General features: G+C 64.1%; 26 protein-coding genes and 1 tRNA gene. 9 read left to right on the top strand and 18 right to left on the bottom strand.

Features of this window, described 5'->3' with window-relative positions; translation table 11 throughout:
* Positions 1 to 22 precede the first annotated feature (22 nt).
* Positions 23 to 676, bottom strand: a complete 654-nt coding sequence (locus HWV23_RS13240; protein ID WP_178290868.1) for a helix-turn-helix domain-containing protein — start codon at positions 674 to 676, stop codon at positions 23 to 25.
* 54 nt (positions 677 to 730) lie between these two features.
* Between HWV23_RS13240 and HWV23_RS13235 the strand changes: the two genes are divergently transcribed.
* Positions 731 to 1,411 (top strand): hypothetical protein, encoded by a 681-nt coding sequence (locus HWV23_RS13235; RefSeq protein ID WP_178290867.1) that lies wholly within the window; start codon positions 731 to 733, stop codon positions 1,409 to 1,411.
* A 54-nt stretch (positions 1,412 to 1,465) separates the two neighbouring features.
* Here HWV23_RS13235 and HWV23_RS13230 read toward each other — a convergent pair whose 3' ends face one another.
* Positions 1,466 to 1,729, bottom strand: coding sequence for a MarR family transcriptional regulator (locus HWV23_RS13230; protein ID WP_178290866.1), 264 nt, complete (start codon positions 1,727 to 1,729; stop codon positions 1,466 to 1,468).
* A 170-nt stretch (positions 1,730 to 1,899) separates the two neighbouring features.
* On the opposite strand from HWV23_RS13230, the gene pan1 reads away from it, so the two are divergent.
* Positions 1,900 to 3,114 carry a proteasome-activating nucleotidase Pan1 gene (gene pan1 / locus HWV23_RS13225; RefSeq protein ID WP_178290865.1) on the top strand — a complete coding sequence of 405 codons (1,215 nt, stop codon included), beginning with the start codon at positions 1,900 to 1,902 and terminating at the stop codon, positions 3,112 to 3,114.
* 608 nt (positions 3,115 to 3,722) lie between these two features.
* On the opposite strand, the gene HWV23_RS13220 is transcribed toward pan1, so the two are convergent.
* Entirely contained in the window at positions 3,723 to 3,866 is a 144-nt protein-coding gene (locus HWV23_RS13220) for a hypothetical protein (protein WP_178288266.1), read from the bottom strand.
* A gap of 70 nt (positions 3,867 to 3,936) precedes the next feature.
* Complete coding sequence (locus tag HWV23_RS13215; RefSeq protein WP_178290864.1) at positions 3,937 to 4,629, bottom strand: metallophosphoesterase; 693 nt, start codon at positions 4,627 to 4,629, stop codon at positions 3,937 to 3,939.
* Positions 4,630 to 4,744: 115 nt separating this feature from the next.
* Here HWV23_RS13215 and HWV23_RS13210 point away from each other — a divergent pair, with 115 nt between their 5' ends.
* Positions 4,745 to 5,518: a DUF7839 domain-containing protein gene (locus HWV23_RS13210; RefSeq protein WP_178290863.1), complete on the top strand. Its 774-nt coding sequence runs from the start codon at positions 4,745 to 4,747 to the stop codon at positions 5,516 to 5,518.
* Between the two features lie 53 nt (positions 5,519 to 5,571).
* On the opposite strand, the gene HWV23_RS13205 is transcribed toward HWV23_RS13210, so the two are convergent.
* The 7 genes from HWV23_RS13205 to HWV23_RS13175 are packed head-to-tail and all read right to left on the bottom strand — an operon-like array spanning position 5,572 to position 8,774.
* Positions 5,572 to 5,781, bottom strand: coding sequence for a hypothetical protein (locus tag HWV23_RS13205; protein WP_178290862.1), 210 nt, complete (start codon positions 5,779 to 5,781; stop codon positions 5,572 to 5,574).
* Positions 5,778 to 6,407 (bottom strand): J domain-containing protein, encoded by a 630-nt coding sequence (locus HWV23_RS13200; RefSeq protein ID WP_178290861.1) that lies wholly within the window; start codon positions 6,405 to 6,407, stop codon positions 5,778 to 5,780. The genes HWV23_RS13205 and HWV23_RS13200 overlap by 4 nt, the downstream gene beginning before the upstream one ends.
* Positions 6,408 to 6,456: 49 nt before the next feature.
* On the bottom strand, positions 6,457 to 7,212 hold the full coding sequence (locus tag HWV23_RS13195; protein ID WP_178290860.1) for a proteasome assembly chaperone family protein: 756 nt from the start codon (positions 7,210 to 7,212) through the stop codon (positions 6,457 to 6,459).
* A gap of 49 nt (positions 7,213 to 7,261) precedes the next feature.
* A complete protein-coding gene (locus tag HWV23_RS13190) occupies positions 7,262 to 7,444 on the bottom strand; it encodes an RNA-protein complex protein Nop10 (protein WP_178290859.1) in 183 nt (60 codons plus the stop codon).
* A 14-nt stretch (positions 7,445 to 7,458) separates the two neighbouring features.
* Positions 7,459 to 8,259: a translation initiation factor IF-2 subunit alpha gene (locus HWV23_RS13185; protein WP_178290858.1), complete on the bottom strand. Its 801-nt coding sequence runs from the start codon at positions 8,257 to 8,259 to the stop codon at positions 7,459 to 7,461.
* Positions 8,260 to 8,316: 57 nt separating this feature from the next.
* Positions 8,317 to 8,490, bottom strand: coding sequence for a 30S ribosomal protein S27e (locus HWV23_RS13180; protein WP_178290857.1), 174 nt, complete (start codon positions 8,488 to 8,490; stop codon positions 8,317 to 8,319).
* Positions 8,491 to 8,492: 2 nt separating this feature from the next.
* Positions 8,493 to 8,774, bottom strand: a complete 282-nt coding sequence (locus HWV23_RS13175) for a 50S ribosomal protein L44e (RefSeq protein WP_178290856.1) — start codon at positions 8,772 to 8,774, stop codon at positions 8,493 to 8,495.
* A 144-nt stretch (positions 8,775 to 8,918) separates the two neighbouring features.
* Between HWV23_RS13175 and HWV23_RS13170 the strand changes: the two genes are divergently transcribed.
* Complete coding sequence (locus HWV23_RS13170; RefSeq protein ID WP_178290855.1) at positions 8,919 to 9,185, top strand: HAH_0734 family protein; 267 nt, start codon at positions 8,919 to 8,921, stop codon at positions 9,183 to 9,185.
* A 155-nt stretch (positions 9,186 to 9,340) separates the two neighbouring features.
* On the opposite strand, the gene HWV23_RS13165 is transcribed toward HWV23_RS13170, so the two are convergent.
* Positions 9,341 to 11,593, bottom strand: a complete 2,253-nt coding sequence (locus HWV23_RS13165) for a DUF2298 domain-containing protein (RefSeq protein WP_178290854.1) — start codon at positions 11,591 to 11,593, stop codon at positions 9,341 to 9,343.
* Between the two features lie 92 nt (positions 11,594 to 11,685).
* On the opposite strand from HWV23_RS13165, the gene HWV23_RS13160 reads away from it, so the two are divergent.
* From HWV23_RS13160 to HWV23_RS13150, 3 genes are all read left to right on the top strand, one after another.
* Positions 11,686 to 12,444: a glycosyltransferase gene (locus HWV23_RS13160; RefSeq protein WP_178290853.1), complete on the top strand. Its 759-nt coding sequence runs from the start codon at positions 11,686 to 11,688 to the stop codon at positions 12,442 to 12,444.
* Positions 12,441 to 12,914 (top strand): GtrA family protein, encoded by a 474-nt coding sequence (locus HWV23_RS13155; RefSeq protein WP_178290852.1) that lies wholly within the window; start codon positions 12,441 to 12,443, stop codon positions 12,912 to 12,914. Before HWV23_RS13160 ends, HWV23_RS13155 begins: the two co-directional genes overlap by 4 nt.
* Positions 12,915 to 12,974: 60 nt before the next feature.
* Positions 12,975 to 13,049, top strand: a tRNA-Met gene (locus tag HWV23_RS13150).
* 591 nt (positions 13,050 to 13,640) lie between these two features.
* Here the strand turns inward: HWV23_RS13150 and hpt are convergent.
* From hpt to coaBC, 5 genes are all read right to left on the bottom strand, one after another.
* Positions 13,641 to 14,210: a hypoxanthine/guanine phosphoribosyltransferase gene (gene hpt, locus HWV23_RS13145; protein WP_178290851.1), complete on the bottom strand. Its 570-nt coding sequence runs from the start codon at positions 14,208 to 14,210 to the stop codon at positions 13,641 to 13,643.
* Between the two features lie 62 nt (positions 14,211 to 14,272).
* Entirely contained in the window at positions 14,273 to 16,126 is a 1,854-nt protein-coding gene (locus HWV23_RS13140; RefSeq protein WP_178290850.1) for a hypothetical protein, read from the bottom strand.
* Positions 16,123 to 16,596: a hypothetical protein gene (locus HWV23_RS13135; RefSeq protein WP_178290849.1), complete on the bottom strand. Its 474-nt coding sequence runs from the start codon at positions 16,594 to 16,596 to the stop codon at positions 16,123 to 16,125. The genes HWV23_RS13140 and HWV23_RS13135 overlap by 4 nt, the downstream gene beginning before the upstream one ends.
* A 57-nt stretch (positions 16,597 to 16,653) precedes the next feature.
* The gene (locus tag HWV23_RS13130) at positions 16,654 to 17,055 is read right to left on the bottom strand and encodes a type IV pilin domain-containing protein (RefSeq protein ID WP_178290848.1); all 402 of its coding nucleotides are present in this window, start codon (positions 17,053 to 17,055) and stop codon (positions 16,654 to 16,656) included.
* A gap of 103 nt (positions 17,056 to 17,158) precedes the next feature.
* Positions 17,159 to 18,322: a bifunctional phosphopantothenoylcysteine decarboxylase/phosphopantothenate--cysteine ligase CoaBC gene (gene coaBC / locus HWV23_RS13125; protein ID WP_178290847.1), complete on the bottom strand. Its 1,164-nt coding sequence runs from the start codon at positions 18,320 to 18,322 to the stop codon at positions 17,159 to 17,161.
* Between the two features lie 208 nt (positions 18,323 to 18,530).
* On the opposite strand from coaBC, the gene HWV23_RS13120 reads away from it, so the two are divergent.
* Both HWV23_RS13120 and HWV23_RS13115 read left to right on the top strand, forming a co-directional pair.
* On the top strand, positions 18,531 to 19,343 hold the full coding sequence (locus HWV23_RS13120) for a hypothetical protein (RefSeq protein WP_178290846.1): 813 nt from the start codon (positions 18,531 to 18,533) through the stop codon (positions 19,341 to 19,343).
* The gene (locus HWV23_RS13115; RefSeq protein ID WP_178290845.1) at positions 19,340 to 19,873 is read left to right on the top strand and encodes a PH domain-containing protein; all 534 of its coding nucleotides are present in this window, start codon (positions 19,340 to 19,342) and stop codon (positions 19,871 to 19,873) included. Before HWV23_RS13120 ends, HWV23_RS13115 begins: the two co-directional genes overlap by 4 nt.
* 18 nt (positions 19,874 to 19,891) lie before the next feature.
* Here the strand turns inward: HWV23_RS13115 and HWV23_RS13110 are convergent, their stop codons facing one another.
* Positions 19,892 to 20,680 (bottom strand): NAD+ synthase, encoded by a 789-nt coding sequence (locus HWV23_RS13110; protein WP_178290844.1) that lies wholly within the window; start codon positions 20,678 to 20,680, stop codon positions 19,892 to 19,894.
* Positions 20,681 to 20,784 lie beyond the last annotated feature (104 nt).

Raw genomic sequence — 20,784 nt, 5'->3', positions numbered from 1 at the left:
AAACCTCGGGGCGTCGGGTCGCTCACACGCCGGATGAACTCAAATACCGCGCGACGAGGCGGCCCTCGGCCCGCCTGATAATCTCGCTGGCCGTCGATTTATCGACGTCGAGCGATGCTGCGACATCCGTGAGGGTACAGCCTCGTGGCACCTCGAAATAGCCCGCCTGCAGCGCCTGTTCCAGTACCTCGCGCTGCCTGTCGGTTAACACCCCCTCGTCGTCGACGGCGCCGACCACCGAGAGCAGTTCGTAGTCCCTCGGGGAGGCCTCCAGACCCGCCCGGAACGCGTCGAACGAATCCCGCGTCGCGGTGACGTCGACGGTAAACCAGCCGTTTCGGACGACGACCGGATACTCGGGTGTCAGCGGCGACCGCTCGACGAACTCGTAGAACCCGGATCCATCGGCCTCGTATCGGGCTAACGTGCGCTCGTCGTCCGCGTGCAGGCGCTGATAGGTGTTGACTGCCGGATGGGATTCGATGGCCTCGCTCACCGGCGTCGGGTCATCCGCGACGACTTCCCCGAGTTCCATCGCCCCGTCTTCAGTGCGATACCCCACGAGCAGGCGGAGGTCGGCGGTGGGAAACTCCCGGGAAACCTCCGAAATCCACGCGTCGTCGGGCAGTTCGATACGGAACCGAGCGTCCACGACGCGGGAGGGGTCGGCGGACATATACCAACATGTTGGGCAAACGTATATCCACTTTTCGCCGAACCAGTCGTATGGATGCCACTCACGACCCTCTCGCTGACGCTGCTGGTCCACATCGCCGCCGGTGGTATCGCCCTCCTTGCCGGACTCGCGGCCATCCTGACCGAAAAGGGCGGCACGAGACACCTCCGGGCGGGCAGAACCTACGCACTGTCGATGGCCGTCGTCGTCGTGACGGCGATGCCGCTGGCGCTGGTCGACGGCGACTACTTCCTGTTTACCATCGCCGTCTTTTCCGGCTATCTCGTCGCCGCCGGATATCGCGCACTCGCCCGAAAGCGGCCCGACCCGGGGGTCGCCGCTCCCGTCGACTGGGCACTGCATCTGACGATGGTCCTCTTCGGCGTCGGGATGCTGGTCCTCGGCGGCTACGACCTGCGTTCGGGGAACGGCCTCGGGACCGTTCTGCTCGTGTTCGGCGCCATCGGGCTGGCACTCGCCGCACAGGCGCTGTGGCGTATCTACCGGCCGCCGACAGACCGCATGGCGTGGCTCTATCGCCACATCACGCTCATGGGTGGCGGCTACATCGCAACCGTCACCGCGGCCGTTACGGTCAACCTCACGATGCTCCCGCCGCTGGCACGCTGGCTCGGGCCGACGGCCGTGGGTGTGCCGGCAATCGTCTGGGCGATTACCCGGCGGCAGCGGAAATTCGATGACCGACGGTCGAACCCCAAGCCTGACTCGGGCTGAATACCGACAGGGGTGAACGGCGAGACGGCAGAAAGAACGAATCGTGTGGGCCGCTCAGTTTTCGACGGCGAGGGCGTAGACGCGCTTGCGAGCGTCGGTAAAGGAAAAGCGGGACTCGACGGCGTCGACCTCTTCGAGTCGGGTAAGCGCATAGCGGACGGTCCGGGCCGGCAGCATCGTCTCCTCGGCGAGTTGGCTCTGGGTGAGCCGGTCGTTGTATTCGAGGACCTTCGCGACCAGCTTGGCGCTCGGCGGCAGGTCCGCAACGGCCTCCCAGCCGACCGCCTCGGACTCCGCCTGCACTTCGGTTGCACTCATGGTACTTGGAGTATTCCCATGACACGTGATAATACTTACTATTCAAAAATATACCCAATAGTAATTCCGCATCGCGCAGCGTCGAACCCTCGTACCGGGGGTTTTCGGCAACGTCAGGCGGGTGAGCCTACCCGAAGTCTCTTATAACTACGGCCGCTACGGACCTGTTGATGACTGATACTGTTGACGACGTCGACCTCCCCTACGAGGACGGCGCGTCACAGCAGGAGAAAGTGGAGGCGCTGGAGGAGCGTCTCGAGATCCTCGAACAGCAAAACGAGGAAATGCGGGACAAACTCCTCGACGCCAACGCGGAGAACAACAAATACCAGCAGAAGCTCGAGCGGCTTACCCACGAGAACAAGAAGCTCAAGCAGTCGCCGCTGTTCGTCGCCACCGTCCAGGAAATCACGGACGAGGGCGTCATTATCAAACAGCACGGCAACAACCAGGAAGCCCTCACCGAGGTCACCGACGACCTGCGTGAGGACCTCGGCCCCGACTCGCGGGTTGCGGTCAACAACTCGCTTTCTATCGTCAAGGAACTCGACGACGAGACTGACGTTCGCGCTCGCGTCATGCAGGTCGACCAGTCGCCGGACGTCTCCTACGACGACATCGGCGGCATCGACGAGCAGATGGAAGAGGTCCGCGAGACCGTCGAACTGCCCATCGAGAGCCCCGAAATGTTCGACGAAGTGGGCATCGACCCCCCGAGCGGCGTCCTCCTGCACGGGCCGCCCGGCACCGGCAAGACGATGCTCGCGAAGGCCGTCGCCAATCAGACCGACGCGACCTTTATCAAGATGGCCGGCTCCGAACTGGTCCACAAGTTCATCGGCGAAGGCGCGAAACTCGTTCGCGACCTCTTCGAACTCGCGCGCCAGCAGGAACCCGCCGTCGTCTTCATCGACGAAATCGACGCCATCGCCGCCAAGCGGACCGACTCCAAGACCTCCGGCGACGCCGAGGTCCAGCGGACGATGATGCAACTCCTCTCGGAGATGGACGGCTTCGAGGACCGCGGCCAGATTTCGCTTATCGCCGCGACCAACCGCTTCGACATGCTCGACCGCGCCATCCTCCGACCCGGCCGCTTCGACCGCCTTATCGAGGTGCCCAAGCCGGACCACGAGGGCCGCGAGATGATCTTCCAGATCCACACGCGGAACATGAACGTCGCCGACACGGTCGACTTCGGCGAACTCGCCGAGATGGCCGACAACGCCTCCGGCGCCGACGTGAAAGCCATCTGTACCGAATCCGGCATGTACGCCATCCGCGACGACCGCACCGAAGTCCGGATGGAGGACTTCGAGAACGCCTGGCAGAAGATCAAGCAGACCGAAGAAGAGACCGAGGACGTCTCCAAAACCTTCGCTTGAAACTTTTTGCACGCGAGCGCCGCTGGCGCTCGCGGCAAAAACTTTCATGAAAAAGACACGGCGGGCCTCCCTCGGCTCACGGGTCGCTTCGCTCCCCGTTCGCCATAACGAGACTCCTCACTTCGTTCGGAGTCTCGCTACCGTCGGCCCTTGGTCCCGCGCTCGCTTCGCTCGCGGACATCTCCTCTTGTTTTGGCTCGGAAGCTACGCCAGAACGCACCGTAGATAGCTACGCCAGAACTGGTTGTAGCATCCGCCGGGTGGGGGCGTTCGAAGGTCTCGTGAGCGTAGCGAACCAGAGCGTTGGAAGATGAGCGAAGCGAGTCTTCCTGAGAACGCCCCCGAGGCGGTTTGCTGAAAAGAGCGCAAAGCGCTCTTTTCGCATGACGAAAGGCGCGTAGCGCCTTTCGAACCACGCCGGACGCGAACGAAGTGAGCGTCCGGTAGCGCACACGGACTGGAGGCGGCCGAAGGCCGCCGGAAGGAGTACGCGCTATTTTTCATCGAAGTTTTTGCCGGGTAGCGAGAGACCGTAGGTCTCTCGGACCATGCGAGCGGGCCGAAGGCCCGCGAGCAGACGGCCGCAGGCTCGTCGTGCAAAAAGTGGGTTATAGCAGGGAGAAAACCACAAACGGCAGGCCGAACAGCAGAATCGTCATCGTGACGAGGATGAGGACGTAGGCGACGGCGGTCCCCCCGGCGGTGAACCACGCGGGATGGTCGTGTTGTTCCTTGATGTCGGAGATGCTCATATGCGCTGATTTGGTCGCTATCCCTTATGTGTACCGCTACCGACCGATTTGGCGTCGGGGTCGGGGACCGCTATAAATGGCGCCGGAACTCGCCGAGCGGCGGGAACTCGTGTGTCTCGTCGGCAACCTCATCCCGGACGATGGGCCGGAACGCGTTCACGCGTTTGATGAGAGGCGACTGGAAATCGCTTGCGGACATGTCGTTGATACGCATCCCCGCAGGCACGCGGCTGAAGGCCGGCAGCATCAGCACGTCGGCGGTGTCGTACTGCTCGGTGCCGTACAGATAGCAGGGATGCCGCTGGCCCTCGATATCGATGGTCGGGTGGTCGTGGCCGACGACGTAGCAGTCGGCATCCGCCTCCGGGGGTTCGTGGCCGTGCGTAATCACGGTATCAGCCCCCGAGGGACGGTATTCGTCGGGAGTCGAGCCCTCCCACAGTTCGCCGAGCATCGAATCGTGGTTGCCGGGCGTGACGACGACGCGACAGTCGGCTTCGGCGGCGATATCACGGAGTTCGTGGACCGTCTGGGCGGTGCCAGTCGGCAGGGCATCGAAGGAATGCAGCAGGTCACCGGCGATGACCGCTTCGGCGGGGCCGTAGTGGGCCAGCAGCGCTTCGAATCGCTCGGTGAGGTCTTCGTGCTCGCCGAGTCGCGCGTGAACGTTCGAGGCCGCGTCCCGGCCGACGTGGAGGTCCGCGAGGACGAGCACGTCGGCCGACGGCAGATAGACGGCGCGGTCACGCGGCACGAAGTCCATACCGTCGCTTGGTGAGTAGACGGCAAATCCCTGACGGGTATTGGGAGGGCCAACCAGCACCCCGCAAACGCCCGGAGTCGCCGGGGTTTATAAATAACCGATACGAGAGGTCGGTATGGTCGAGGTGCTCGACAACAAGCGGGCCGCGACGAAGTTCCGCGTTCTCGTCGAAATCGCGGACCGGCAGCCGGCGGTCAATCAGGGGGAAATCGCCGACGCAGTCGGGGTGACGAGCCAAGCGGTCTCGGAGTACATCCGCGAACTCGTCGACGAAGGCCTCGTCGAAAAGGAGGCCCGGTCGCGGTATCGCGTCACCAAGCAGGGCGTCGACTGGCTCTTCCAGCAGGCCTCCGACGTCAAGCGCTTTGCCGACCACGTCACCGAGGACGTCCTCGGAAGTATGCAGGAGGATGCCGCCTTCGCGACTGCCGACATCGAATCGGGGGAGACGGTGTCGCTGTTCATCGAGGACGGCCTCCTCCATGCCGACCCCGGCGACGAAGGCCCCGCAACGGGCGTCGCCACGACCGACGCCGCCGAAGGCGAGGTCGTCGGCGTCACCGGCTTCGCCGGCATCATCGACCTCGAACCCGGCGACGTAACCGTCTTTCAGGTCTCGCCCATCCGGTCGAGCTATCCCGACGGTTCCGAAGCGCTCGCCACTGCGGCCGCCGAGGCCGACGTCGTCGCCGCCGCGGGCGTCGAAGCCGTCGCCGCCCTTCGGAAATCCGACACCGAAGCGGACGTGACCTTCGCTGCGGGCGAAGTTGCGGCCGACGCCGCGAGTCGTGGCCTCGACGTCGTCGTCGTTGCGACGACGGACCTCGCCGGCCGCGTCACCGACGCGCTCCGGGATGCCGGCCTCGCCTACGAAGTCGACGATATCTGAACCTGTTCGTATCTCGTTTAAGAGTTCGTAGAGAAACTTTAGCCATCAGGCCATCAGTCTTCGTTGCGGTCTTTCGCCCGCTGGAGGGCCTCGTAGTAGGTTGCGGCGTCGGCTTCGTAAATGAACTCCGCGAGGGCCTCGTGGCCGAGGTCCTGTGCGGCGAAACTCGCGCCCATCCAGTTGTGCTCGTCGTCGAGCATATCGGCGGCGAGGACTTCCGAGAGCTGTTCGATTACGTCGTCGGTAATTGGAACTCGTGTCATGAGGCGTGTCGTTTGGCGGTATCGTAGGCGTCGCGGACGCGTTCGAAGGCGGCCTTGTCGCCGCCGTGGTCCGGGTGGACCTCCTTGATTCGCTTGCGGTAGGCCCGCTGGACCGCGTTCCGGTCGGCGTCCGCCGGGAGGCCGAGGACGGCATATGCGGCCCGTTCGCGTTCGGTGAGGCGGTCGGCCTGGCTGGCGGTTTCGGATTCGTTTTCGTCCTCACCGAAGGAGATATCGGGCGTTTCGAACGGGAGACGGGAGCCCAGAGCGATACCCGGTAGTTCGTGTTCGACCAGCACCGCGTGGGTCGGCGTTCCGTCGAGCGCGTAGAAAGTTCGGGCATCGAACGTGACGGCCACGCCCCGGTGTGGAAGGTAGAACGCGACGCGTTCGCCGTGGACGGCGACGTCCTCGGTGAATCCTTCGCCGATGGCGTCCAGATAGCGGCGAATCTCTACCCGACGGCGGTCCTCCGTCGAAAAGCTTCGGCCGGTATCGCCTCCTCCGTCGGGGAACACGCGCGCGGCAACGACGAACGTCACGGCGACGCCGACGCTCAGGAGAGCACCGAGCAACACCCCGAGGTAGAGCCATCGGGGAAGCGTTAGCAGCGCTTCGACGGGCACAGGCCCCCTAGGGAAGAATCGCTTAAGACGTTTATCGATGCGACAGCGGCTATCCGATATATCGGAGGTCTTCCTCGCTCGGCGCGGCCGACCCCTGCTGTTCCATCTGGCGGATGCGCTTGACGACTTCCTCCATCTCCTCGGCCCGTTCCTCGAGGGAGTCGTAGCCGATATCGAAGCCGACCGCCTCCTGCAGGACCTCCAGCACTGCGCGGGCACTTTTGGGGTCGACGAGATAGCCGCTGGTCTCGCCCATCAGGCAGGCGGCCTCGAACCCGTTGCGCTCGCCGAGGCCGAGCAGGAGGCCGGAGATGCCGACGATGCCGCCAGCGGGTTCGTCCTCGCGGAACTCCACGCCGACGTCTTCGAGGTCCTCAATGAACTCGTCGGTCGTCGCGGCGCCGATGACATCCGGTTCGTCGACCAGTTCGCCGGTCGGAACCCCGCCGAGTGCGAAGATTCGGTCGACGTCGAACCCGTCGGCGACGTCCAGAAAGCCCTCGGTCAGGCGATAGTGGCCCGGCCCGTCGCCGGCCTGATGGTCGCCGGTGAGGACGAGCAAGTCCCGTTCGGGTTCCTGCAGCGCGTAGACCTCCGCGGAGGCCAACTGCGTGCGCCCCTCGTCGACGGTCACCTGCGGCGGGAAGTGTTCGGAGTAAACGCGGCGTACCAACTCGCCGTCGAACTCCTCCAGCAGGTGTTCGGCGGCGAGTTTCCCCACGTGGCCGACGCCGGGCAGCCCCTCGACGAGGACGGGGTCCTCAAGGTCCGGGTCGGAAACGGTCTCGATATCGAAGGCGTCCATGCACCGTACTGGTGGTCCGGCCGCATAAGAACACGGCGATGTTTGAGAACTACTCGTCGCGGCGCCGCGCTCGCCGCCGATACTCGCCGTAGGGGTCTTCGGGGTTGAACGGCGCGGGCGCGGTGTTTTCGGCGTCGGCGCCACACTCGGGACATTCCTCGCCGAGCGTGTAGACCGGGCGGTCGTGGGTCGATTCCCACGCCGAGCAGACGCGAATGTCGGATTTGGCCATCGGGGGTCGCTACCTCACTCCTCGTCGGTGCGGCGTTCGCGGTGGAAGTCGGCGGTGCCACCGGCGGCCTCGATGGCCTCGCGGGCGCGGGCCGCGCTTTCTTCCAGTTGGGTTTCGGCGGTCTTGTAGTTCGGCGCCTTCACCTTGATGCGGTACTCGGGCGCGCCGACGTAGGTGACGTCGAGTTCGACCTCCTCGGGGACTTCGCCGTTGCCCTCGGCGGCCTGCATGGCCTCGCGGACGTCCTCGACGCCGTCGACGTCGGGGGATTCGAGGTCGACGTAGCCCGTCACTGTTACGTAGGGGACCGAAACGTTTTCGCGGGCCGTCTCGACGATGACGTCGATGTCATCGTCGTCGAGGTCGGTCGATTCGAGCGCCTCCTCGCCGTGGATGGCGGCCTCCTCGAACCCTTTATAAAGGGAGCCGTACTGGTCGATGAGTTCGTTGGCAATCGAGCGGAACCGGTCGTCGTCGATGTCCTCGCCGAAGGCGATTTCCATCCACTTGTCGGCTTTCTGTTCGTTTTTCCACTCTTGAACCTTTTCGGAGCGCTGGTGGTCGTTGACGTCCTTGATGGAGAGGTCGACCTGCTGGGCGTCCTGGTCGACTTCGATGACCTTGCAGACGACCATCTGGTCTTCGTTGACGTGGTCCCGGACGTTCTTGATCCATCCGGAGGCCACCTCGCTGACGTGGACCAGCCCGCGTTTGTCCTCGTACTCTTCGAGGTCGACGAAGACCCCGAAGTCCTCTATCTCGTCGACGCGTCCGACGACAAGTTCGCCCGGAGAAGGCCAGCCGCTATATTTCATACTCACCGCTACCCGTCTTATAAGAATAAAAGCACCGTTCCGCCCGCCGGTTCGGTCCTATCGCGCTTCGACGGTCTCGACGACGTCGCCGTGGAACTCAGCGTCGCCACCCGTCGGGGTCGCGAGCGTCGAGCCACAGACGGCGCAGTTGACTTCGTTGGCGGCCTTTCCGAAGATGACCTGTTCGTTCTCACAGTCCGCGCATTCGACGCGGAAGAAGCTTCCTGCCATACTTACTCCTGGAAGGTGAGACGGCCTGCTCTCCATCCCTCGCGGAGGTGGGCCTTGCCACAGTCGCTGCAGCGGTACTTCAGGTCCGTCTTCTTGGTCGGCTTGTCGCCACCGGGCACCTTAGAGAAGCGACCGGCGTTGCCGATGACGGCCTTTCCGCGGCGGGTTCGGCGAGCGTCCCACTTCGTTCCCGAGGAACGGCCCGAGCGGACCTTCTCGACCTCGTGCTGGTGGTGGGCGTCGCAGTGCGGGCAATACGTGTTGAACCGGCGTGGCATTTCCATAGTTATCGACGGCTAACGCACCGTAGGTTAAAACGGGTTTGGTTTCGCGTCCGCTATCCGGCGTCGGTTGCCGGCGACGAACCGACGCCAGTACCGATAGCGGCCTTCGAAGCGCTTAACCCATATTCCTGCAAACACCCGCGCATGAAGCACCTCATCATCCACGGGGACCCCGGCATCCGGAAGGACGCCATCATCAACTACGACGGCGAGGAACACGTCTGCTTCAACATCTCCCGGCAGGGCGAATGGCACGGCCCCGACCGCGTCCAGCTGTGGTGTACCATCGGCACCGAGGACGAACGCGAGACGTTCGAGAAACGCCAGTACATCCCGATGCACCTCGATGTCGACACCATCGACGCCGACGCCCTCGACGTCGTCAAGGCCAAGGGCGAACTCTCCGTTTAAGCGCGGCCCCAACGTTCGTCCCCGTTCTACCGTCTGTTTTCGTCCGGCAGTTTATATACTAAACCGCGGCCAGCGGCCGTATGCTCTAATCCCTCGCCGATAGCCCGCCGAGGCGGTCGTGCGGCACGCGGGCTATCGAAAGCGGTCGCCGCCTGTCAGCCCTGAACCTCGTAGATGACGACATCTCCCTCCCAGAAGGCGACCGCAAGGTCCGGGTGGTCCTCGATTGCGAGGTCGTATCGTGCGCGTTCTGCCGGCCCGACGTAGACGTATTCCACGTCGTAGCGCTCGAAGAGCGACGACTGTTCGACGGTCGACCCCTCGTAAATCGTCTCGACATCAGAGAGGCGCTTCTCGTACGGTTCCCCGCCGCGGTACTGTCGTTCGTGGAACCAGCCGAGGACGGTCGGCACGCCGGTGAGGCTCGCCGGCGCCGATGCGCCCTGTCCCTCGTCGGGGTTCCACCGATAGCCGCCCGGTGCGGCAGTTACGATGGTCGGTTGACCCTCGCGAGCGTCGAGCCAGTCGATAGCCGCTGCTTCGTCGGGATAGCGCTCGTACGTGTAGGCAGTCCCGTCGAGCGTCGGCCCGTCGGAACCGACCGGCTGGTTACCGAAATGTGCCGGAACCGCGAACCCAGCATAGAGGCCGGTCGTCAATAGGACCGCGCAGGCGATAGCCACGCCCGCGGACCGCCAGGCCGGCGTATCGACCGACGGGAGCGCGTTCGAGGGGTCCACCAGCCTCGCGAGTGCGACACCCGCGGCCGGCGCCCAGAGGACCCACACCTGCATGTAGGTCTTAAACACCGTGTTCATCCGCTCGAGGTCCGTCCCCTGGTACTGCGGTTCGATGACGTAGGCGAACTCGACGATGAGCACGAGGCCGATGCCGGCGAGCAGCAGCACCGCCTCGAACCCGACATCGGCCCGGCGGCGCAGCAGGTACCACGCGGCGACGAGTAGCGGTCCGAAAAGCGCTACCGCCGCGAAACCGGACAGCCAGACAGCGACGAGGAGGACCGCCCCGATTACCGCAGCGGCGGCGAGACGCTTCCGTGGTACCGTCACGGTCCCATAGACGCGGCCGGCGAGATACGGGACGAAAGCCAACAGGAAGCCGCCGTGGACGATGAGGAGCGGTCCGAGGTCACTCCGCGGTGGCAAGAAGCCGAGGCTTCGCGTGCTCGCAGTTCCGAACCAGAACGGAATCACGAGGAGACCGCCGACGAGCAGGACCGCGACTGCACCGGCGAGGGCAAGCCCGTCGCGGCGTACCTCTTCGAGAAGGCCCTCACGCGGGGGGACGCGCTCGGCCAGTCGAGGCGGAAGCAGCGTCGCCGGGTCGCTCGGCGCGAAGGCGACCGTCAGCAGCACGACTCCGGCGGCTATCGGGAAGTCCCACGTGTTCGAGATGGCGAGAAAGCCCGCGACTGGGGCAGTCGAGGCCAGCAGCAGTCGCCGTCGCGTGCGTTCGGGTTCCGGCGTCTGCCAGTAGCTGAAACAGAGGGCGGCGACCAGCAGCGTGAACGGCGTGGTCAGCATGTGAGCGTGAAGGTCGCCGTTGAGCCATGCGAACAGCGGGAACTCGTTTATCGTGCCCGGGATGATTCGACTGGTATCGAAGAACCAGAACTCCGTCGGGTTCCACGACAGAATCTCACCGCCCCGCTCGAAGCCAGTCACCGACGCGACCAGCGAGTCCGGCAGCAGCCACACGAGGACCTGCCCGGCGGTATAGAGGTTCCCCGCGATACCGACGAAGAAGGCACCGAGGCCGGCCGCGATGCGTCGGGGCGCGCCGTGGGAGTCGGCGATTGCGCCCGCCAGTCCGTAGGCGGCGGTCACCAGCGAGGCGTAAAACCCCGCCAGCGCGAGGTTGTAGGCGAACCGCGGCGCAGTGCCGGTCAGTATCGTCAACAGCGCCGTAAGCATCTGGCCGCCGTAGTAATACTGCAGGCTCTCGCCGGCGAACCACATGTCCTCCGGCGGGAGCGCCTCGGCACGAAGCGACGTCCGGAGCAGGCCGAAATCGAGGAATTTCTCGCCGATAGCGAGCGGTAATGGGGCGATTTCCGGAGTTACGGAACGAATCGCGACGAGGAACCCGAAGGCGACCGCAAAGACGACAGCGACCTCGGCGTAGGCGTACTCGTCGACGAGTTCGTTGTCGCCGGCGAACGCGCTGGCCGCGAGCAGCACGACGAGGGCGGCGAGCAGCGCCGGCCAGCCGAAGGCGAGATGGCCGACCAGATAGCCGACGATACCGATGGTTCCGAGTCCGACCGGGATGGCGAAGGCAGCGCCGGCGTCCTGAAACCGGGGGAACAGGGCCGCTGCGAGTGGGAGCGTCGCGAGTCCCACGATGAGATACATCGCCAGCCAGAGGGCGACGAGGCCGTATTCCATCACCAACATGGCCGAATCCAGCCCCTATACCTCTTGTGAAGTGTCACACCGGAGTCGAACGGTTTTTGCTGACCCGGATGCCAGAGGCGGACATGAGCCGCCTTGGGGTCGTCGTCCCCGCCTTCCGCCCCGACCCTGCCCGCCTCGAGGCATACCTCCAGGATATCGTCGAGGAACTGTCCCCGGCAACGGTTCGCGTCGAGTTCGACGACCCCGACCCGGAAACACTCGAGTCGATTACCGCGGCATCCCTCCCCGGCGTCGTGGTCAACGCGGTCCCCTACCGCCGGGGGAAAGGCGCCGCAATCACCGCCGGCTTCGAGGCCCTCGAAACGGACCGACTGGCCTTCGCCGACGCCGACGGCAGCACGCCCGCATCGGAACTCGCCCGAATCGTCGACGGACTCGACGACGCCGACGTGGCCGCGGGCTCCCGCCGACATCCGGGGTCACACGTCGTCGGGCACCAGACGCTGGCCCGTCGCCTCCTCGGCGACGGTTTCGCGTGGTTCGCCCGCCGGCTGTTGGAGGCACAACTCTACGATTACCAGTGCGGAGCGAAGGCCATCACCGCCGACGCCTGGGAGCGCGTGCGGACCCACATCTACGAACCCGGCTTCGCGTGGGACGTCGAACTGCTGGCGATGGCCGCGGCGCTGGACCTCGAAATCGCGGAGGTGCCGATTCGCTGGGAGGACAAACCCGGTTCGACCGTCTCGCCGGTCCGGACCAGCCTCTCGATGGGCAAGGCACTGTTCGTCGCCCGTCACCGCGCCAAGCGCTTGCAGGATAGCCGGCTACACGACGCACTCGCACGTGAGGACGACATCGCGCTCGTTGATAGAGAATGAAACGCCGCCTCATCGACCTCATCATCGACCTCCGTGACATCCTGGTTGCGCCGGTCCGCATGGGCCAGTTCCTCGGCGTCGGAGCAATCGGTGCCGCGGTCGACCTGTCGGTTAGTTCCGCCCTTACCCTCGGTGCGATACTGCCGGCCGAGTGGGCCAAACTCGTCGGCGCCGAGATTGCCATCGTCCTCATGTTCCTCATCAACGACCACTGGACGTTCGCCGACCACGGCGCGGCGGGGTTGGTGCCGAAGTTCCGGCGCCTCGTCAAATCCAACGTCGTTCGCTCCGCCGGCCTGTTGGTTCAGTTCGTCGTCGTCTACGTCCTCACTCGTCTCGACGTGACGGTTGTCGTCGCCGATACCGATGTCTGGCCCCTGATTACACTCCCGGTCGCCATCGGCTGTGCCGTCGCGGTCAACTACGTCGCCGAGAGCCTGCTTACCTGGCGGGTTCACGATTCACGGTAGGATTCCACAGACGGCACGTCAATCACAACCCTTAATGGGCGGACCGGATTACGAGAAAGTAGCGGGATGGGATAGCCAGGAGATTCCGCCGGGCTCATAACCCGGAGATCGGTAGTTCAAATCTACCTCCCGCTATACTCCCCGACGTTTCCCATCGAACTTTCTACACCGAACTTTTTGCACGGGCGCCTGCGGCCGTCTGCTCGCGGGCCTTCGGCCCGCTCGTATGGTCCGAGGGACCTACGGTCCCTCGCTACCCGGCAAAAACTTCGATGAAAAAGACATTTCGGCCCTCCCTACGGTCGGGCCTTGGTCCCGCGCCTCGCTACGCTCGGCGCGGAGAACCGCGAGCGCGTAGCGCTCGCGGACACCATCATATATCTGTCAAGTATTCGATACGGTGTTCGGCGTAAGCAGCCTACGCAGCGAATTACTGAGACAGGTTTAGCAGAAATCAAGGTTAGTATCCGCCGAGTGGGGCCTTCGAAGAAGGCCCCCGAGGCGGTTCCCGGCGGCGAACGAAGTGAGCCGCCGTAGCGAGAGCCGACTAACGACGACCGAAGGGAGGCGGCTGGAGGCTCTCGCGCATATTTTCCCCACGTTTTTGCCGTCATCAGACCGCGACGCGGTCTGATTGCCCATCAGATTCCGCAGGAATCTGATGACCGCGGAGGCGGGTTCGGCGCTGCAGCGCGCCGAACCGCCGGAGCGTGCAAAAAGTGGTTGTTAGTCGTCGCCTTTCGCGTCGACGATGACGACGTCGCCGTCGACGACGTCGACGTTGATGAGCGTCTTCGCGGAGTAAGGGGATGCTTCGAGTTTGTTCTCGCCGCCGACCTTCTTGATGACGGCGACGACGTCGACGATGTCGGCGCCGATGTCTTCGAGGGCGTCGCAGATAGCCGAGAGCGTGCCGCCGGTCGAGAGCACGTCGTCGAGGACGAGGACGCTGTCGCCTTCGTCGACGTCGTTGATGAACATCTGGTTCTCGGAGTAGCCGGTCTCCTGGAAGAGCGGCGTCTCGCCTTCGAGGCCGTACTCGCGTTTGCGGATGACGACCAGTGGGATATCGGTCATCAGCGAGACGGCCGTCGAGATGTGAATCCCCATCGCGGCGGGGGTGACGATTTTGTCGACGTCCTCCAGTTGCGCCTTGCGGATGATTTTGATGACGATTTCGCGCAGAAGGCTGGGTTCGAGCATCGGGACGCCGTCGCTGATCGGATGGACGAAGTAGTGGTAGCCGTCCTTCTCGATAATCGGCGCGTCGAGGAGGGACTGCTGAAGCTGGTCCATGCTCGGGGTACTCGAAGGCCGGGGTAAAGCTTGACGGTAAGAGGCCGGAGTGTGGAGGCGTCTCAGACGAACGGGAGCGCCTGCGGGCCGACGAAGGCGAAATGCCAGAGCGCGCCGAGGACCACGAAGGCGGTCGCCGCGGCCGCCGCGAAGGCGAGTGCAACGGCCCCCAAACGGTCCTCGCGATAGCCGAACGCATCGGCGAGAATCCACGCCGCGAGCAGGCCAGCGGCGACGAGACTGACGAGTGCGTGGGTCTGGACGGCCTCGCCGCGCGTGGCCTCGGTCGCCCACAGATAGAGGACCAGTAGTTGGCCGCCAACGAGGAGGCTTCCGGCGTACGCGAAGGACAGCGGACGGAATCGCTCGTCAATGACTCGCCGGACGGCTGGCTGCCGGGCGAGCGCATAGATAGCAATCGGATACAGCGGAAGCAGGTATCGGACGGTGATCGCGGCGTGTATCGGGAGTCGTGGCAGATAGATGAGCGTCAGCGCGGTTCCGTAGACGACGGCGAAGGCATCGACGATGCCGAACCCAGTGAGTCCGCGATGGTCGACTACCGCCCGAACGCGGCCGACGAGGTCGGTCCGAGCGGCCACGACGGGTACGACGACGAGTGCGGCAGCCAGCGGCATGGCTTCGAGAAAGGCGAGTCGAATCGCCTCGCCGGCGTCCTGCTGTGCGATACCGGGGAGGTAGCCACCACGGATGAAGGTGTGGTAGAGTTCCCCCGTTTCGGAGAACACCATATCGATACCCCGCTGATAAAGACCGAGTAGGAGGTCACCAACGCCGAGTGCGGTATCGATGATTTCGGTGATTGCGTCAATAGTTTCGCCGCCACTGCCGCTATCGCCACTACTTCCCCCACCGCTGCTGCTACCGCCACTACTTCCCCCACCACTCCCACTATCGTTAGGGTCGCCACGCTCCGCGAGCGAACCGCTCCCGCCGGCGCTCAACACCCGCGGCGGTTCGAGCGGGTTACCGCTCACGAAGAGGTTCGTCACGAACATGGGAAGACTAGCGAGGACACAGGCGGTCGCGGCGGCCGCCAGCGACCGGATGCTTCGGCCGCCGGTCGGTACGTCGACAGCCAGGAGAGCCAACAGGAGAATAGCGCCTTCCGCAGCACTGACCCACGCTGCGATTCCAACGGGGACGTACGCGGCTGCGCGATACCGGGTATCGACGCCGTTGCCCTCTCGACTCCGGTAGAGGAAGTACATGACGGCGACCGCACAGCAGGCGACGAAGGCGTGTCGCTTCGGGAACTGGGCCCAGAAGCCGACGGGTGTGGCGAGCGTGACCCCGAGGCCGGCAACGAAGCCGACGCGGCGGTCGTAGGCCAGCGATAGCAGTCGATAGCAGACGACGCCGGTTCCGGCGGCGGCGAGCATCGTCAGCAGTTGCAGCGCGATGAGGTAGTGGTCGCTGGGGTCGATCGGGGTCGCGTCGATGACGATTGCAGCGAAGCCGACGAGTGCGAGTGCGCTTCCGGCGTACGCGGCGCGGTCGTGGATACCGCGTTCACGGCCGACGAGAACCGCGAGCGCGAGGACGACGAGCGCCCAGAGTCCCGCGAGGGCGACCCGGAGGTCGGCGACCGTTGCGAGTGCCTCGATAGCGAAGAGGAGCGGCAGGCTGAGGAATACCTGGCCGTAGTTGCGGCCGTAGAGTTGCCCGTCACGACTGCCCACACCGGGCGTATCGAGCCCGGGGCCATAGACGGCCTCGTCGAGATACAGATGACCGTCGGCAACGGCGACGAGGGCGTTTGCGACGGTGTAACTATCGTTTATCAGGACGCCGATTCGCCAGCAGGAAAGGTAGACGAGGAGTGCAGCGAGAAAGACGATTACCCCGAGGCGGTCGCCGAAAACGGCACGAAGGAGGCGGTCGCGGCGGTTCATTCCTCGACCTCGACGGTAACGGTCCGTTCGACCAGCGTACGACTGCCGTCGTCATCGAACGCTTTCACTGTAATCGTTCCCTCGTATCGGTCCTTATCGACCCGCTCGGTCTCGATGTTCGAGGGGTCGAAGGAAACCTCGTAGGAACCCGCCTCGTCGATGAACATCCCCACGCTTCGGGTGTGGTTCAGTTCGGGAACCTGAAGTTGATAGACGACCGTCGGCCGCCCCGAAACGTTGGTAGCGGTGATGTGCACCGCGTCGGCCCGGAGGTGATAGAGTTCGTCGTTGTGGCGGTTCGGCGACAGCGTCGCGCTTTCGGGGGCCGAATCCACCTCGACGGTTACGTGGCTGGGTTCGCCGTCGGGCACCGCCTCCTCGGTTAGCGAAACCCCGACGAGGGGGCCCGACACGAGCGTCACCGCCAGCACCACGAACACGGTGAACCCGACGGCGTGAGAGCCACTCATCGCAACAGCACAGCGGGGCCGTAAATATAAACCCAGCGAGGGATTCACCCGGTGACGTCAGGCGTCCGGGCCCGCCCAGCCGCCGAGCGTGGCGGTGTTCGTCCCGACGCCGTCCCATGCGATTCGGAGGTCGGTATCGGCAGGGACGGAATCGACCCGGCAGGTATCGCCCGCCGAGACTTTTCGGCCGCCCCAGTCGTCGGCAGTGCATTCGGCGTCGATGCCCGTGAGTCGAATCGCCCGGGCGTCGACGGTGTCGCCCCCGGCGTGGGTGATGACGAGCGTCTCCGCCGAATCGTCGTAGTCGAACTCGAAGTTCGTCGCCGGAACGGTCTGGGCCAATCCGCCGGCGACGCCGTAGATGCCGAGGCCGAGTACCAAGGAGAGAAGCATGACGAGACAGACGAGTTGGATGGCTCCGAGCAGTCGTGAGCGGCCCCGAGTATCCTGTCCGAGCATATCGTCCACCCCGGCGTTACCGCCGCGTATCCGGGTGGACGACACCCATTCAAAAAGCACTCAACGCGGTTTCGAGGCTCGTTTCGAGACTCGTAACGCGCGGCTACGCCAGTTCGTCGGCGAGTGCGTCAGCGATATGGCCGCCGATTTCGGCCTTCGTTCCCTCGTGTTCCTCGGTCGACCCGGCGCGAACGAGGAGCACGCGGGTCGTCTCGGCGCCCATCACGCTGGCGTCGTTGGCGACGACGAACGCGAGTCCCGCACGGGCAAGCGTCTCGCGGGCCTTCTCGACCATCGCCTCGTCGTTGCCACTGGTTTCGACCTTGAAGCCGACGATGGGGAGGTCCGGATACGCCTCGCGCACGGAATCGATGAGTTTCGGCGTCGGTTCGAGGTCAAGCGTGAGGTCCTGACCGGAGCGGATTTTCTCGGGGGCTGTCTCGACGGTATAGTCGCTAATCGCGGCGGCCGATACCAGCGTGTCGGCGCCGTCGGCGCCGTCGGCGACCGACAGCACGCCCTCCAGCATCTCCGCGGCGCTTTCGACGGCGACCACGTCCGCATAGGGAACTTCCGGGCCGTCGTGAACCAGCGTCACGTCCGCTCCCCGGACGTAGCAGGCCTTCGCGACCGCGCGGCCCGTCCGCCCCGAGGCGCGGTTCGAGATGACGCGTACGGGGTCGATGGACTCGCTGGTCGGCCCGCTGGTGATGACGACGTGTTCGTCGTCGAGCGGTCGAGCGCCCACCGCGCGGGCGACATCGAGGACGATAGCTTCCTCCTCGGCGATTTTGGCCTTCCCCTCTTCGAGGCGCGGGTCGACGAACTCGACGCCCCACTCTTCGAGCGTTTCGATGGCCTCCAGCACGCCCGGATGGTCGTACATCGGCGCGTGCATCGCCGGGGCGACGACGACCGGCATCCCCGCGCCGAGGGCCGTCGTCGCACAGGTCGTGACGGGCGTATCGTCGACGGCGCCCGCGACCTTGCCGATAGTATTGGCCGTCGATGGCGCCAACAGCAGGACGTCGGCCCACCCGTCGTAGCCGCATAGCTCGACGTGTTCGACCGAGCCCGTAATCTCCGTGACGACCGGGTTCTCAGTCGCGAATTCGAGGGCCCACGGATGGATGATTCCCTGCGCTGCCTCGGTCATCACCGCCCGGACCTCCGCGCCCTGTCGACGGAGTTCGTGGGCCAGTTCGACCGTCTTTACCGCCGCGATAGAGCCGGAGACCCCCAGCGCGACGTTGACGCCATCAAGCATCGGCGAGGGCTTCGGCGTGCTCCGATAAAAACCAACGGCTCTAGGAGGAGCCGGGCACGCGCACGAAAAGACACAGCGTTGTCTGGACCCTCTGCCACCATCCGGACACCGACTTGTACTCTACTGATAGGAAGATCGGCGGGTTATCCGGTTCTCTGCGGAGTTGGACGTCCAAAAATTATATATCCGATTCATGAGACGTGAACGCGTGGAGTTTCCCCGCGAACTTCAGCAGTTTCTGGACCTGTTTTTCAGGCCGAAGACTGCCATTATCAGCTATCGGCGGCAGGGGTTGGGGACTTCGCTTCGCAACTTTGCTGTCGTCGGACTGTTCGTTCTGGTCAACGTCGCGCTAATCGTACAACAGATAGGCGGATACGAGCATGGAATTCGGGCTTCCGTCAGGAGCACATACGGAGTCCTGACACAGTTCATTGTACTAATCACCGCCTTCTTACCCGGCTACGTTCTGGCCTTGGTCACGCTTTCGAAAACCGCAGGTCTAGGCCGGTCGGTCCAATCACTACTGTACGCTGGGGGAGGCTTTCTCATCTTGAATATTAGTGCGCAGGCGGCCATGCCACAGAAGTATACGCTGGTTCTGAACGGTATTCGAAACGGAGGGCTACGAGTACTGACCGGCGTCCGGGATCCGTACGCCTGGGAATACACGACGGGAGGGATCACCCAAGGCGTCGCTCCACTCGCACCACCAACAACCGATTTGGCCTCGTATAGCCAAGCCCCGCTTTTCGAAACGCTGGCCACGCCGGTTCCGGCGGCACTGTTCGTCGTGTGGATCGGCTCCTTCGGATACTTCCTCTACTTGCTGTACCTCGATGTGCGGATTAATCACGGAGGAAGCGTGGCTGAATCTCTCCTTGCGCTTTTAATCACCGTGTGGGGACACACGATCGTATTAACAAGCAATAATCCGCTCGAGACGTTTCTCAGAGTCGGGGCTGCGACCAACGTTCAAGCACCAATATTCCGGTTCCTTCGGTTGATACTAGGAGCATGACAGGAGACAGTACCTCGATACGTAGCAAAAATCGTGCACAGCGCCTTCGAGCCGATGGAGGACAACAGCCATCCGATGAGACCGGTAGCGAAAGCACTCATCCGACGATAAAGCCGACGGCCATCAAGCTCATACTCGTCGTGGTGGGAACCGCCGCAATCGCGGGGTATTTCTTCAACTCCGCACAGCGGTCGGACAACGCCGCCTGGGTCGCAATCGCGCTCGGCGCTCTGGTCTCGCTCAGATATCTCTGGCTTATGCTTATCCTCTACCGGACCAGATATATCGTCAACGCCGACAGCGTCGTACATCAATATCGGTTATTCGGGAAAGTAAAGCGCCGACAACTCCCGATACGGGAGCTTCGCGGGACGGAGATAACGACGAGTCGGATTCAGTCGTTGTTCGGCGTCGGAACAGTTCAGTTCCTTACGGGCGGCATGAACCAAAGTCTGGGGTTCATACGCTTTAGCTCAATACCGAACCCTGGAAAGATACAGGACTTAATCGAAAAGCGACAACAGCGCTAACGGGTAGCCATCGGCTGCTTACCCCAGAGGCGTTCGGTCGGCCATGGAAGCCGTCGGCGGCACATCGCGCTTGTGCGCACTCCCATCGACCAGTTCAGCCAACCGTTCGGCAGTATCCATATCGACGTCAGCCGTCTCAGCGGCTTCCTCAACCCCCTTATCACCATACACATACGCGCGAAGGAAAGGGTCGATATCCGCATACTTCGCCCCAATCTCGCCTTCGTCGGTTTGCCCGGCCCACAACTCCGCAGTCGGCGTCTTCTCGATGAATCTCTCGTCGACGCCGATGTGTCTCGCAAGGTCGTAGACCTCCGTCTTATAAAGGTCGCCGAGCGGGCGGACGTCAGCGGCGCCGTCGCCGAACTTCGTGAAGTAGCCGAGCAGGTACTCCGAGCGGTTGTCGGGGCCGACGACGAGGCCGTCGTGGACGTTGGCCTCCAGATAGAGGAAGACCATGCGGGTGCGCGCCCGGAGGTTCCCGAGCGAGAGGGTGTCGACGTCGTAGGGCATCCGGTCGGTGTAGTCGGCGACCAGCGAGGCGATGTTCGCCTCGCGCCACGTAACGTCGACCGTCTTACAGAGGTCCCGGGCGTCCTGCATGTTCTCGGGAGCGCTGGGGTGGTCCGGGAGGACGATGCCCGTCACGCTATCGGCGCCGACGGCGTCGACGGCGAGATGGAGCGCGACGGTCGAATCGAGGCCGCCGCTGATGCCGATGACGTAGCGGTCGAGGCCCGACGAGGACAGGCGTTCCCGGAGGAACGACACGGCGTGGTCGCGGGCGACACCGGGGTCGATGGCCATAGCGGGGCTTCCGCCGCTCGACCCGTAAGCGTGGGGGCTGTTCGCGGTTCCGGTTATCGGTTTAAAAGTCGCCACCAGCGGTACCGACGGCTCTGGTCCGGTAG

This window comes from Natronomonas halophila (assembly GCF_013391085.1).
Taxonomy (GTDB): Archaea; Halobacteriota; Halobacteria; order Halobacteriales; family Haloarculaceae; genus Natronomonas; species Natronomonas halophila.
This window is presented reverse-complemented; position numbering and strand designations above follow the sequence as displayed.